The 13,649-nt window shown below is 67.7% G+C and carries 7 protein-coding genes and 4 pseudogenes; 6 read left to right on the top strand and 5 right to left on the bottom strand.

Annotation, left to right across the window (positions count from 1 at the left end; all coding sequences use genetic code 11):
• Together ABTX60_RS42125 and ABTX60_RS42120 are read left to right on the top strand one after the other, a co-directional pair.
• A partial coding sequence (locus tag ABTX60_RS42125) for a WHG domain-containing protein (RefSeq protein WP_352101952.1) occupies positions 1–270 on the top strand: 270 nt, incomplete at its 5' end.
• Positions 271–2,067: 1,797 nt separating this feature from the next.
• Positions 2,068–5,184, top strand: coding sequence for an NACHT domain-containing protein (locus ABTX60_RS42120; RefSeq protein ID WP_352101951.1), 3,117 nt, complete (start codon positions 2,068–2,070; stop codon positions 5,182–5,184).
• Between the two features lie 1,881 nt (positions 5,185–7,065).
• On the opposite strand, the pseudogene ABTX60_RS42115 reads toward ABTX60_RS42120, so the two are convergent.
• Positions 7,066–7,731 (bottom strand): annotated as a pseudogene (locus tag ABTX60_RS42115) (NACHT domain-containing protein); the annotation flags it as partial.
• Between the two features lie 297 nt (positions 7,732–8,028).
• On the opposite strand from ABTX60_RS42115, the gene ABTX60_RS42110 reads away from it, so the two are divergent.
• Both ABTX60_RS42110 and ABTX60_RS42105 read left to right on the top strand, forming a co-directional pair.
• The gene (locus tag ABTX60_RS42110) at positions 8,029–8,265 is read left to right on the top strand and encodes a DUF8691 family protein (RefSeq protein ID WP_502992502.1); all 237 of its coding nucleotides are present in this window, start codon (positions 8,029–8,031) and stop codon (positions 8,263–8,265) included.
• 103 nt (positions 8,266–8,368) lie between these two features.
• Positions 8,369–9,400: a helix-turn-helix domain-containing protein gene (locus ABTX60_RS42105; protein ID WP_352101949.1), complete on the top strand. Its 1,032-nt coding sequence runs from the start codon at positions 8,369–8,371 to the stop codon at positions 9,398–9,400.
• A gap of 181 nt (positions 9,401–9,581) precedes the next feature.
• Here ABTX60_RS42105 and ABTX60_RS42100 read toward each other — a convergent pair whose 3' ends face one another.
• Entirely contained in the window at positions 9,582–9,953 is a 372-nt protein-coding gene (locus tag ABTX60_RS42100) for a hypothetical protein (RefSeq protein WP_352101948.1), read from the bottom strand.
• 1,399 nt (positions 9,954–11,352) lie between these two features.
• Between ABTX60_RS42100 and ABTX60_RS43380 the strand changes: the two are divergent.
• Positions 11,353–11,502, top strand: a pseudogene (locus tag ABTX60_RS43380) (IS21-like element helper ATPase IstB); the annotation flags it as partial.
• Positions 11,503–11,593: 91 nt separating this feature from the next.
• Positions 11,594–11,773 carry a hypothetical protein gene (locus tag ABTX60_RS42090; protein WP_352101947.1) on the top strand — a complete coding sequence of 60 codons (180 nt, stop codon included), beginning with the start codon at positions 11,594–11,596 and terminating at the stop codon, positions 11,771–11,773.
• Positions 11,774–11,878: 105 nt separating this feature from the next.
• On the opposite strand, the pseudogene ABTX60_RS42085 reads toward ABTX60_RS42090, so the two are convergent.
• From ABTX60_RS42085 to ABTX60_RS42075, 3 genes and pseudogenes are all read right to left on the bottom strand, one after another.
• Positions 11,879–12,520: pseudogene (locus tag ABTX60_RS42085) on the bottom strand (TniB family NTP-binding protein); the annotation flags it as partial.
• Between the two features lie 107 nt (positions 12,521–12,627).
• Positions 12,628–12,957, bottom strand: coding sequence for a hypothetical protein (locus ABTX60_RS42080; RefSeq protein ID WP_352101946.1), 330 nt, complete (start codon positions 12,955–12,957; stop codon positions 12,628–12,630).
• Positions 12,958–13,549: 592 nt separating this feature from the next.
• A pseudogene (locus tag ABTX60_RS42075) lies at positions 13,550–13,649 on the bottom strand (IS481 family transposase); the annotation flags it as partial.

The following is a 13,649-nucleotide window of genomic DNA, read 5'->3' as shown; positions in this document are numbered from 1 at the left end:
CGGATCATGTTCAGGACCTCCTGCGACCCCGCGGACACCGAGCGGACCGCGGCAGCGGCGGACGTGGACGCCTTCGTCCGCCGGGCCGCCGCGCGAGCCCGCCCCGACGCCGACCCTGACGCCCTGGGCGTGGCGTGCTGGGCGTTGCTCCACGGGCTCGCCTTCCTCTATCTGGAGGGCAAGTTGCCGACGGTCCCCCCGGCCGCGGTTGACGCACGCGTCCGCACGTCAGTCGGAGCCCTGATCGACGCGAGACGGCCCGGCTGCTGACGCGGTTCCACCGCCGGGATGTCGGCTGGGGGTGTGTTTCGAAAGTGACAGAACTTCCCACCTTGGGAGGAACGGACCGCACCGCTGAACCGGGGGCGGGGCGAGCCGGACCCGGATCCGACCAAGGGCTTGAGGGCGGGACGACGACTCCTCACGGGGAGCGGACCTGGCCGAACGCGGCCGAGTGGACGGGAAAAATTTACAGCGAAGGCTGGCGCACCCCGGCGATCAGCAAGGGAGACTGGCCGGGGTGCCACAGTGGCATGGCTGTCGCGCAGAAGACGGCCAGTCCGGCCAGCAAGGCGACAGCGGTGGCAGGGATCAGAGACCCCGCCATCACCCTCAGCCGGTGGTGGCGGGTATGACCGGCAAGGCCCCCGACCTCCAGGTCCTGATCGACGCAGTCACCACCCGACACGGGATTGACCTCTACCGCCGGAACGACCTACCGGCAGTGAGGTACTCCCATCGGAAGGTGGGCGGCACTGCCGGCGCCCGTGGCCGGTTCGATCACCTGGTGGATGCCGCCCTCAGAGGTCGGCTCTCTCTCCGGCCTCCTCATGGCGGCTGCCGTCGCCGCCGTCACCGGAGCCGTGTTGGTCTGCCTTGCGAACTGAGCGGCGGAACCGGCGTGAAGTGTTCCCACACCTGGCGTAGGAGCGTGGGCAGAGGCGCGCGCTCGTGCCGAACCGGCCACGGTGACGCCCTGACCGTACTCACGGCACGGGAAGCTGAACACCCACGGACGCACACGTGGAACAACTGGTGAAGCGGGCCAGGAGGCTATCCGCCAATGCCGGTCACCAGTGGACGAAATGCCGACTCGTTGTCAGCCCACCCAGGTCCGGTTGAGCACCGGGTCGGACGAAGCTGTCCGGCAGTGATCGAATGTAGGGGGCGGGTGAGGGTGGCGGCCACCACGGTGCGGCCCATCGCCTCAGGGTAGACAGATGGCTCGCAGCGGCGCTGGTGCAGGGTTTGTGGGCCAGCTCCATTCAAGGACCACTCAAGGCGTGTCGCCTGTCACCAACGTCCCGGGACAGCACACCTAGCACCTTGGGTTCTGGGGTGGGCAGGTCACCGGAACCTCAGCGGGCTGGGCGGCGACTGTGGACGTGCTGGCCAGCAGGACACCTGAGGCCAGCACCAGAGCTGCCATCAAGCGGGCGGCGCGAGATGACAAGGACATTCGACACCTTCGTGTGTGTGGGGTCTGCGGGCCTCTCTGATTCCTGGCTCAGAAGGACCGCCGCCCCCGCCGCCACCTCCACCGTCCCCCGGGAGGCCCGGGATGACCTGTCCGAGGAGATCGAACACTGCCTCGACGATGCCGAAGCCGAGGATCGGCGGTTTGCCGTCGCCGGGCATCGGTGGGCAGGATTCCGGAGTCGGGCAATCAGGCGGCGGGGGGCACAGGTCTGGAGGGCATGGCGGGCATGCAGCAGGATTCGGGCAGGGCTGGGCGGTGGCGGCGGGTGCACTGGCAAGCAGGGCACCCGAGGCCAGCATCAGAGCCGCCGCAGTGCGAGCCACTCGGGACGAGAAATACACGGGTCACCTCGTTGTCAGGTACTCAGTAACGCAACGCTTACATGGTGTTACTTACAGGGCTCCTGGAGCGAACCCGAACGAGTCAATGAGCCTGGCGTCTGCACAGCCTCCGCACCTCTGGTTCCCGGAAGGGGACTCCTGGCCCGCCGCCTCCCCGGCCCGTCTCGCAATGCTGCCTTAACCGAATCCTGCGCCCGGGCACGGAAGTTGGTGATCCGCTGACCCCGCCGGGGCCGCCGTGACACGATGCTGACCTTGGGTGCGCGGGCGATCACGGGGGGTGTGGCGGTGTCGCGCAGGTTGCTTTCGTTCGGGGACGCGCTGGTGCTCCTCGGTCAGGATCCCCCCGCGACGGCCACCGTGGACCGGGCGGTCGGTGGCGCGCTGAACCTGGCCACGGGCGGCCTGAGCGGCGAGGTGCTCGGCATGCTAGGCGAACGCGGACGCATCCTGGGGCTGGGTCGTGCGGCGGCCCGTAGCCTGGGGGACCGCCTGCGCGGCGCCGACGGGCGCGCGGCGCGCACCCGACTGCTGGAGGCGGCCCACACGGTCATCGTCGTGTTGGCGTTCTTCGAAGTGCTCCAGGAGACCGAACTCCCTTTCTCGTGGGACGACGTGCGCCTCACTCGCCGGGAACAGATGCGGCTCGTGGCTGGCCAGCCGCCCGCACCGGAGGGGCTGGCGCAGACCCTGGCTCAGGTCGACGCACCCTGTCCGGCCCCGCACCTCCCCTACGAGGACACCCTCGTCGCGCTCGGGCAGTGGTACGAGTCCCTGGGCGGCCGCATCACGCGCTTCTTGGAGGGGCTCGATCTGTGGGCCCGCCTGCCGAGCCGCGAAAGGCAGGCGGCCACGGACACCGTGCATCGGACCCTGCCGCGCCGTGCGGTGGAACGGTACGAGGAGCTGTACCGCCGACTCGTCCAGGAGGCCCCGGAGTTCCTCTACTGGACCGGTCAGCTGGAGCACCAAGCGACGAGGGCCGAGCTGCGGCGGGCGCTCTCGCATCTGGAACAGGTCCTGGCGTCCTCCGCTGCTCTGAGCCGCCCCCCGGAGCACGCGGCCCGGGCACTGGCGCGCGCCCACCAGGCGGCGCTCAGTCGCCGCATCCTCGCCGCCGACTCGCCTCCCGAAGGCATGCGCATGCCCACCCTGGACGAGGTCTACCTTGACCCCGACTTCAAGGTGCGCGCCGTTGGCGACCACGACAATCCCGCCGACGAGGAGTGGTGGGCCGGGGTACCGGTGCGCAGCGACTTGACGGACTATCTGGCCGGCGCCCTCACATCACCGGGTCTCTGGGACGTTCCGCTGCTGGTGCTCGGGCAGCCGGGCGCGGGCAAGTCCGTCCTCACCATGATCCTCGCGGCCCGGCTGCCCGCCACGGGCTTCCTGCCCGTCCGGGTGGCGCTGCGCGACGTGCGGGCCGAGCACGACCTCCAAGACCAGCTGGAGCAGGCCGTGCGTGATGCGACGGGGGAGAGGGTCGGCTGGCCGGAACTGGTCCGTTCGGCCGGTACGGCGGTTCCCGTCCTGCTGCTGGACGGCTTCGACGAACTCCTGCAGACCACCGGAGTGCGGCAGAGTGACTTCCTCATACGCGTCGCCCGCTTTCAGGAGAGGGAGCGCGAGCAGGGCAGACCCGTGCTGGCGTTGGTGACCAGCCGGACCGCGGTCGCGGACCGGGCCCAGCAACCGCCCGGCACAGTCGCTCTCCGGCTCGAGCCCTTCCAGCCGGACCAGATCAGGGTGTGGATCCAGCAGTGGAACAACCGCAATGCCCGCAGTCTCCTCGCCCGTGGACTGTCCACCCTGAGCTGGGAGTTGCTAGCACCGCACCGCAGACTGGCCGAACAGCCCCTGCTGCTGACCATGCTCGCCCTCTTCCACGGCGCCGGAAACGACTTCCAGGGCGAGGACGGCCGCCCCCTTGATGAGGCCGAACTCTACGAGGCTCTGCTGATCTCCTTCGCGCGGCGAGAAGTGCGCAAGAGCGCCGGGGACGCCCTATGGGACAGCCAGGTCGACGAGCGCGTCGAAAGCGAGTTGCAGCGGCTGTCGATCGTGGCCTTCTCCATGCTCAACCGCAGGCGCCAATGGGTGTCTAATAAGGAATTGGAGGACGATCTCGGAGCCATCTACGGACAGTCCGAAGAGCGGTCGGACAGCTTCCGCAAGCCGCTGGACCAGGCCGAGGCCGCGCTCGGCCGATTCTTCTTTGTCCAGCGAGCCCAGTCCATCCGGGACGGCGAGCGGCTGTCCAGCTACGAGTTCCTGCATGCCACGTTCGGCGAATACCTCGCCGTGCGCCTGGCGGTCCAACAACTGGTACGGTTCCTCGGCCATCGGCCCGCCCTGCTGCGGAGCGCGGAGCCCCTGGACGACGACCTCCTCTACGCCCTGGTGTCGTTCGCGCCCCTGTTCTCAAGGCAGATGCTGAGATTCGCGCGCGCGTGCGTCGCCCGGCTCTCGCCGGAGGAGCGGGAGCGGATCGCCGACCTGGTGGTTCGGGTGCACTGGGAGCGGGGCCGGGAGGAGCGCGGGGACAAGCGGTCGTACCCGACGTACAGCCCGCGCCGAATGCCAGTCTCCTCGCGGCACGGCATCTACAGCGCGAACCTCGTCATGCTGGTCGTCCTGCTGACCGGCGAGACGACGGCAGCAACCCTGTTCCCTGCCGAGGACGACCCCGGTCAGGCCTGGCACGCCCACACACTGCTGTGGCGTGCCTCGCTACCGGAAGTGGAGTGGGCGGACTTCGCCCTGGCCCTGAACGTCAGTCACGTCAGGGACGTCGCAGGGCGGAACCTGCACATCCGCCTGCGGCAGGAGGATGACACCGCACGCCCCGAAGTCGTCGACGCCCACTGGATGTACCAGGTCACGCCGCGCGAGGCAGGGTCCGTGGCCTGGTACGTCGCCTACTGGGATGACATGTGGCACAAAGCTCGTCTCGCCGCCGGGACGACCGAGGGCGTGCTGCTGCAGGTGGCCCAGCCGCTGCTGGAGTCGCTGGGACCGCTGGTGACCACCTTCAACGGTGGCGGGGGCCGCCCCGCGACCTCCGTCGTGCACGACCTGCTGCGGCTGTGGCTGGACACCGGGTCGGCACTACCGGACGAGGAAGTTAGGCAGTTGTACGCGCGCGTCGCCGCCGGACTCGACACCGCCGGGCTGGACGTCACGGTGGGTCGGCGCCTGTTGCCCCTGCTGTGCGACCTGGTCGACCGGGACCGCGACCGGTTAGGGGCGCACGCCCGCCCAACCATGGAGGCCCTGGTATCCCGCCTTCCCGCGGAATTGAGGGAACACATGAACAGGCACCACGCCGACCTGTTCGGCCTTCATCCGGATGAGTCGTAACCACCCCGGGGCCAGCCGCACGGACCGCGCATGGGGCCGGTCGGGATGCCGGACTCATTGACGTCGACCATGGGGTTCATCCCGATTGGGGTGTCAGTCGTCCTCGGGCGTCCGATGCGGGCGGCCCGCGGTCGGCTCGGTTCTCGTTCGGATGGTGCTCGTTCCGGTGGCGCGCGGCTGGACGCAGAGAGGTGATGTCACGGGTGAGGGTCGTGACAGGGGCAGGCGCTGAAGATCTTCGTACTTCGGCGGAGTGACAAGTCGGACGTGGATGCCGTGCTGAGTGCCATGAAGTTGGGGATGCGCGAGGCAGGGCAGAGTGAGCAGCCCCCACCGCCTCCGCCGCCGTTCGTATAGGACGGGCCGAGCAGGTCAGCGCAGTGGGATCGGGCTCCGTGACCGGCGGTGCCGGGAGTCGTCATCGTCATTTCCTGTTCTGGGCGACCCCGCGAGATCAAGTTCCCGCATCGTGAGTGTGAGCCCGCACAAGCGGCAGCCGAAAGCCCTCGTGATCCCGCCGAGGCGGCGGCTCGGGCACCGCTGTCGGCCGGGCTGGCGGGACGGAGTGCGGTCCGGCCGTCAGCGCCAGTTCCGCCGCGTCGACAGGCTGTTGTGGTCGAGGGTGCACGCGAGGATCGGCACGCCGATGCTCTGCCCCCAAAGGCCGCAGTCGGCGACGACCGCCCGGAGCCAGCCGGCGTCGGCGTCCAGCAGGGCGTGATGCAGGCCGCGGCCATCAGGTGCGGTTGGCGGGATCGGCAAGCCAGTCCTGTAGTTCGCGGTGGCGGAACTGGTGGGCGATGCCAGCCCCCCGAAGCAGGCCGGCGTTGGTAGCCCATTGCAGAAACCGGCCCAGGCGCCAGGGCAAAGCCCGGGGACCGAGGCGGGTGCACAGCAGAAGGGCGATATAACGCATCCCCGCACTCCCCACAATCCCCGCCCCGGGCGCCAGCGTGACCCCAAGGACGATCCCGACCGTGGTCGGCACGTTCCCGGCCGCGACCTCGGTCGCCCCGAGCACGAACACCAGCCCGCACCCAGCCCGACCACGAGTCCGCTCGTGAGGTTGAAACGAACAAGGACGCGGGGATCTACGACGCTGAGCGTGCCCGCGTCCGTGCGCCCGCCAGACAACCAGATAGCGGCGACCATGGGCATGAGCGAGTCCGCGAGCCAGAACGCTGCAGTGCGTCGGCCCTGGGGGGTACGCAGCCGTGCCAGGTCGAGTCGCGAAGGCACCGGCCACACATAAACATACGTGAGACCGAGAGCCAAGAGGGCCACGACCATGGCGAGGACTGCCCCGCCGGACAATTCGATGCTGAATCCCCACATGCCCAGGGCGGCGCCACCCAGGAACACTCCCGCGACGAGAGCAAGGTGGGCAATGCGAGGGCGGCGGCTGCCGGCCACGGGCCACAATTCGTGCAGGACCAGATCGGTACCCGACAGGGCTCTTCCAGCCACGGTTCGGCCGGTGGCGGCGTTGGTGTTGAGGTAGGCGGCCAGCACACCCAGCCAGGCCCGGACCTGATCGGGGGTGTAGGTGTCGCTCCGCGAGGCACGGTGCCGGGCGGTGGCATCCTGGAGGAAAAGCTTGAGCAGGTGGTCGCGGACCGCCTGGTCGCTGCCCAGTTCGGGACGGATCAGGTCCCAAGGCGAGTGCAGATAAGCGCCATCGAGATCACGCTGTTCGTAAACGGTCACGGCCACGGTCAGCCGCCATGGGGTGGACAAAGCCCGCGCCAGCGGCGAGGACGGGGCCCGCTCAAGGATGTCCAGCACGCCCTGCCATCGCGCGGGGTTTACCACCCGTTGCTGGATGAACAGGCGGGCCTGAGCAGGACTGATCCGACCGATCTCCACTCGTGCAGCGTCCTGAGCCCAAACCTCCAATGCTTCCAGCGCCTGGTACTGCCCGCTGCGACAGGTCAGCACCAGGTTCGCCTTCGCCCGGCCACGCTGGAAGGCGTTGAGCATGTCCAACGCCTGCCGGGCCCGGGAGCCGTACCCGGGCGTGTCTGCGGTGTCCATCTCGTCCAGCCCGTCCAACACCGGGAGGATGAGCCCTGCGTCCATCAGCGCCGCTGCGGCAGTCGGGGAGATCCCCCGATAGGTGTCCACCAGATGCCGACATACCCACGCCCGTACCACCTGCACCGCCGCGCCCGGATCATGGCCGGCACCCGTGCTCGGCCCGGTGCCGAGGTGAGAGGCAGGCAAGAGGTCCCAGGAAGCCAGAGGCAGCAGTACCGGTACCGGGTCCTCCGGCCTACGCTCCTCCAACAGGGCAAGGAGGAGCTCGAGGGCGAGCACAGTCTTGCCCGCCCCTGGTGCCCCGGTGATCACCAGGCGCCCTGGTCGCAGCTGCCGGTAGTAGTTCACCACCTCGCTCAATCGCCCCTCCACGGCGGCACCGACGGCGTTGCGAGCCGAAGCCGGTCTGAAGTCGAATCGCACATCGATGGTCGTACCGTCCCCGCCAAGTAACTGCGTCCTCGCCTCGGTCTCCGCTCGCAGCACCGCCTGCGCTAGCCGACCGGCCATTGCCACCGCGTCGCTCTCCTGATGGCGCAGGCCCCTCCAGGACATCCACCCCGACCAGCCCGCCACCGCAAGCCCCATCAAGCCGATCGCCGCGCTGACCGGGTCGACATCACCCCGCTTAAGCCCCGGTGAACCCCACGCCGCCAGTGTCCCCACCGTTGCCGCGCACACGAACGCCCACAACCCCCCGGTCAGCTTACGTCTGTTCATGTCCATAGATCATGGCAACCGTGCACACCTTGCACCATGCACCTGACAGAAGCCACTGGGACTCAGGCCGATGGGTGAGGAGCGAAGGTGAGCAGGTCTGGCCAGCCCCTGAGAAGTGGTGGGGATTTGCAAGAAGCGCCAACAGGGTCCGCGGACCGGTCCTGGAGAACGCTGCGTAGCGCTCCCGATCTGGACTCCGTGATGCTGGGCAGACAGACGGTCTTCTACGGCACCGTCATCGATGAGGCGCAGCTGTTCGGCCAGCTGGCCCGCTTCCGCATGCTGGGGCTGCTGGTCACGGAAATGCGACCGCTGCCCTATTGATCCCGCCCATGGCACGCAGGTGTCACGATCACGCCTCCGAGCTTGGAGTGGCAAGGCCGAATTGCAGGGTGACCGATCACCATCCGTGAGCCACCCTGAAGCCATGAGCCAAAGGGGAGGTGGCTTCGCCAAGTCACCGGAGGAGCAACCGCAGCCGACGCAGACCAGGACTTCCGCCGAATTCACCGAGGCGCTCCGCACGCTGCGCACTTGGTCCGGACTAACCTACCGCCAGCTCGAAGCCAAAGCCGCTGCGCACACCGATACCCTCCCGACCAGCACGATCGCGAATACCCTCGGCCGCAACACCCTTCCTCGGGAGCGGTTCGTGGAGGCATTCACCCGCGCCTGCGGCCTCGACGAAGAAGAAGTCCGCAAGTGGCTCGAGGCGCGTCGCCGTATCGCCACCCACGGGTCCGTACCGACCGGGGACGAGGCCGGTGACGATCGCGGCACGTCGGTGTCGGCTCTTGGCGCGTCCGTCGCGGCGCGCGCCCCGGGATGGCGTCGGATGGCCGGTCTGGTCAGTGCTGCGTGCATCGGGGCCGTGGGCACACTCGGTGTCGGCAGCCAGTTCCACGAAGCGCCAGCACAGACCGTCCTGCCCGCGATGCCGGTGACCGGGCTACGCATGCTGGCCGTGGGCAGCTGGGCGCGTATCCACCCCGCTCGCACACCCGAGCTGTGCCTCACCGAAGGCAGGGACCGCACCGGCCGCTACCGGACCGCTGTCGCTGCCCAACGGCCCTGCACGGCGGCCAGCTTGCCACAGGTGTACCTCGAACCGGTGGGCAAAAACACGGTGCAGATCCAGTGGCACCACCCGAAGTACGGCATCGGCTGTCTCACTCTCCTGTCGAAAGGACCAGCGCGCGATCTGCTGGAACCCCGCGACGACTGTGCCGACGACAACAGGGCCCAACAGTTCCGCATCGAGCGCTTCGGCTCACCCGCCACCGCCCGCTTCCTCTTCCGCCCCGCCGCCACCGGTCAGTGTCTTAGCCTGCGCGATCAGGACACTGAGGAGGGCACGGAAGTCGTCCAGGGCCGCTGCTCCGGCGCCACCGACCAAGACTTCCTGATCGAACTGATCCCGCCTCCGCAAACCGCTGCCGCACTGAACAGATCCGGCTGACGCATCCGGACAGCCGCAGGCAGTCGACGGCTGTCCGGAAGACCGTGGGCGTCTGGCTACGCGGGTTCAAGAGGGCTTGGCCGCAGGGTGACGTCATCGTGCTGATTCAGCCCTGCTGTGTTGATGTTCTTGAGAGCTTAGGCGCAGACCTGGCTTCACGACCTAAGTTTTCCTGGGCGAGCTATGCCGGGATCAGGTCAAAGAACCTCTGGGCGAAGCCCGAACTGCAGGAAACAAAGGACCCCCTACGGTCCCCAGCCCACCGGGTGGCGCCTTCCCTGGGTGACCCGTCCTTGCAGGTCGCCAGGACTTGGTAACTGTCCGGGCCGTTGCCGTCGACCCAGCCGCCGAACTTAGTCGCGGTGTTGACCGTTACATGGATGTCCCCGAACCAAGCGGGTGAAGCGTCCGAAGCCTGCACCGGTGCGGCCGTTGTTGTGGGCGCCTCAGCCTGGATCGATGTGGCGTGCGCGGTCGCGACGGTACCGGTGCTCAGGGCGGCTCCGAGGGCGGCGGCGACTCCAAGCTTCACTATAAGCGTGCGTACAGACATGATTCTCCTCCTGAAGTCGAGCGAGTGGGGTGATCAGATGAGGGTTGGTCAGGTCGAGAGGCACCGCCGGATCGGCGAGGTGCTGCTCGACGAAGGCGTTGATCCGCATGCAGAGGGTTGCTCACCGGAGAGCCGTCGATGGGCTCGGCAGCGAAGCCTGACTGGTCCTCGAGCATGGGCCGGCGACGGTAGTCCCGGCTCGCCGTCGCATCGGAGCGCCGGCCGTTTCCTCGGCGGTAGTTCACGCTGAAGCCCCAGATTCTGCGTACTTCGGCTAGAGGTGCCAGGTAAGGCGGCGGGGCGGCAAAGGGGTGAGGAACTCCGCGGCGTAGGCGTTGGTCTCGCGCTCCCGCGGGGCTATTACCGGTTGCGCCGTCGTGCAACACGAGGTGCCCCAACAGAACTACCGGGAGCCCCCGAGGCAGACAACTGCGCCGGACTGCCTAACCTTTTCAGTATTGCCAATCCGACCAAATATCGTTGGCGTATTCCAAATTCGGACACGTAGCCCTAGACCTGCTGGTGCTACCTACCCATGACCCTGACACCACGTGGTCGCCGAAAGGGCTGAGACAGTTGATCTGGACTCGGTGAGAAACGCCCCACGAGCCAGAAATGCAGCGAGACTCACCCGTGACCTGACTGACCCGATAGCCCGAGCAAGGGGCGGCGGCTGATTGGGCGGAGGCCGGTGAAACTGCGAGACTTGAAGCTGCAGCTGCAAGACTGATCGCTAATGCAGCAAAGTTAGGGGCGCCTTTGACCATCATTCATACCTCGACCTGTTCGGTTGGCTTGAGCTGACACTGAACCAAACGGAGTGTTCCGTTTCCTGCATCGGCAGCCCAGGTGCTTGGCCGAGGGACTCTGCGGCGGTGGGCGGCTTGTGACGGAAGCGTGCTGCGGCTGTCGTGCGCGGCGCAACAGTCTCAGGCGTCCGGGACATCGTGCAGCCTGTCCATGCTGGTCATCAGCGTGTCCGGGACACGTTTGAGACGTGTCCCGGACACGTTTGAGATCTGCCCTGGAGGCTTGTGCGCAACCGCGGGCCTTCGGTGTCGGTGCTGAGCGACCGGCACGGAGCACGCTCCGCAACCGACCTGCCGCTTTCGAAGCGCATGTTCTGGAGACTCGGTCCTTCACCGTCTGCGAGGGCAAGTTCTGCCTCACGGCCGCGCGCACCTCTGCCGGCCGCGCCGCGGGGATGACGGTCTGGTCGTAGACGTCCGCCCACGCCTTGCCCATCGACCCCGGAAGTCCGGTGGGCCTCATCGATCACCGCCAGGTCCACTGGAACCAACTTCTGGCCGTAGGCGCCCTCGAAAGGCTCCGCCAGGACCCTCAGCGACGCGTGCGTCGCGTAGATGGTCACCGGTCCCCGCCCGTGCCACAACGCCAGCTGCACCGGGCTGGTGGTGGAGCGCACCTTCAGGCTCCACAGCTCCGGGTCCTGCCGTCGATCCGCAACGAGTTCTCCGACATCGCCGACCGGGCGATCAAGGACCAGATGACCTACCGCGGCTTCCTCGCCGAACTGCTGATGCTGGAGCGCGGGGTTAGCCCCGCAAGCCCCGGTCGTCACCGGTCCTCGTCTTCGTCGAGCGTCACGAGCGGCAGTCGAGCCCGCCGGATGGACCGCCGTGAGCAACGACCACCCGCAGCTGGCATCCCAACTCACCGCCGCCGACCGCCTGGCCATCCAGACCGCCGTGCACACGCTCGGCCGCCTCCTCAACCGCCGCCTGTACCCGGACGACAGTGGCGGCAGCGACCCGGCGATGTCCGAGCCCGGCCCTACCGTTCCTCCCATGCGGCCCTGACCCGTCCCCTCGCCAACGACCCCGCCGTTAACGCTCGGAGGGGGGCTTGTTGGTGGGCCGGGTGTTTGTTGGCCTGTGGTGTTGTGGGTTCGTTGAGAGGTGGGGTTAGCAGCTGCGGGTGGGGCGTCTGTGTCGTTCGGCGAGGTGGTCGAGTTGTACCGCGGCGAGGGCAGATTTGGTGATGCGTTCGGTGCCGTCGTGGATGGCGGTGATGGCGGCTTGGCGATGAGGCGGGTGAGGGATCCGATGCGGCCGGCGGTGCGTTGGTGAAGGTAGGCGGCGTGGGCCGGAAGGGTTCCGGGGTTGTGCCGCTGGAGGTCGAGGGCTTCTCGATGTCGGTGATGACATCGCGGAACGGCTGGCGGGTGCCGTGGCGGGCGGGCGGGGGGAGGGGGCCGCAGTCGATGAGGGTGGCGCGTCCGGCGAGCTGGGCACCGCGGGTGCCGCCGAACAGGGGGGTGTCGGTGACGTTGATGCCGGCGTACACGAAGGTGGCGGCCAGGCGTTCGGTGAGGTCTTTGATCAGGTCGGCGGTTTGGGCGCCTGTGGTGGTGCGGGGGCTGAGGCGGTGGATTTCGTCGATGAGGACGAGTTGGACGCCGCGTGGGTGTAGGTGTGGCTGACGGCATCGGTGATCTGGGTCTGGGTCATGCGGGTGGTGACGGGGATGCCGAGGTGGCGGGCGAACTCGGTGATGAGGGTTTTCGCGGTGGCGCCGGGAGGGACCGGAACGTACGCCACGGGTGCCGTGGCGTGGGCTGGCCTGGGCAGGGGCGGGTTCTTGCGGGAAGCGAGAGCGGGGCCTGCACAGTGGAGTCCTAGACAGGGCGGCACTTGATCACATTTCTGTTGCGCTACGGACCCACCAGTACGGGGGTCCCATTTCCTTCCCTCTTCCAATGCAGTCCGCTCGCATCGACGAACCAGAAGATCAGTGTAAATTCGTCGCCGATCAGCTTCTCACGGCGATTCTCATCCTGCCGGAACTCACTTTCAGCAGTCGCACACCAGCTTTTGCCAGCAGCGAGGGGTTCGTCGCGGTACGCGGGATGTTGGACTGGGCACCACCACAGCGAACCGTCACCCCAGGTCTTCACCCTCAGTCCAGTCACGCTGATGCGCAGCAGAGGCAGACCGCTGTGGTTTGTGACGACGATATTCGGAAGGTCCACCGTGGAGGTCACAAGTCGGGCCTGCGCTGAATCACGCTCTCGGCGTTCCACATCCCGCTGCCGGCCTTCTCGCAGAGCGACACGCCAGGCAAGGACGACGGCGGCCACTGTTGCCGCAGATGACACGAGACTCGTGCCCACTGCCCACCAGTCCGTGGAGGAGCTTGCCAAATACGTCATGCGCTCATAGTCGCTGTCGCCGTCGCGGGCAGCACGCACCGGTGGGGTGGGGCCAGTCCGCGTGTCACCTCAAGCCACGCCATCTCGCTGATCGTCTTCACGGAATGTGTGCCAGAACCCGGATCTCATTTGTGCGGGTGCGGACATGTTCAGCGAGGGGTGAAGGTGTTGTCCGCTGGGCTGAGGAGTCCGTGCTTCATCCGCTACAGCAGGGCGTGCACCTGGCTCTCGGTAACGTCCTGTAACGGGCGCGGGGCACGTACGCTGAAGAATTTCTGTAACGGCGAAAATACCCCCGGGGCACTGGAGCGATGGGTGGCGGGCAGTGTGCGCGGCCGTGCCGGTTGCAGCGGAGTGTTTGCCATGCCCCGGCGCCAGCCGCAGCTATGGTTCGTTCGTGCCGGGTGCGAGCGGCGGAAGGCAGCTAGATGTATTGACCCGCAGGGTTGTTTACGCGGCTGATGGGTGGGTGGCCGCCGAGTGCGGTGTGGCAGCGGTGGTGGTTGTAGGTGTGCAGGAAGTCT

The sequence above is a fragment of the Streptomyces sp. NPDC126510 genome, from assembly GCF_040302345.1.
GTDB lineage: Bacteria > Actinomycetota > Actinomycetes > Streptomycetales > Streptomycetaceae > Streptomyces.
The sequence above is the reverse complement of the archived record's forward strand: the minus strand, read 5'-3'. Positions and strand labels throughout refer to the sequence as shown.

Bases quoted from the DNA above. Each gene is read 5' to 3' on its own strand.
- ABTX60_RS42120 (WP_352101951.1), top strand. From the start codon at position 2,068: ATGCTGACCTTGGGTGCGCGGGCGATCACGGGGGGTGTGGCGGTGTCG.
- ABTX60_RS42105 (WP_352101949.1), top strand. From the start codon at position 8,369: ATGAGCCAAAGGGGAGGTGGCTTCGCCAAGTCACCGGAGGAGCAACCG.
- ABTX60_RS42100 (WP_352101948.1), bottom strand. From the start codon at position 9,953: ATGTCTGTACGCACGCTTATAGTGAAGCTTGGAGTCGCCGCCGCCCTC.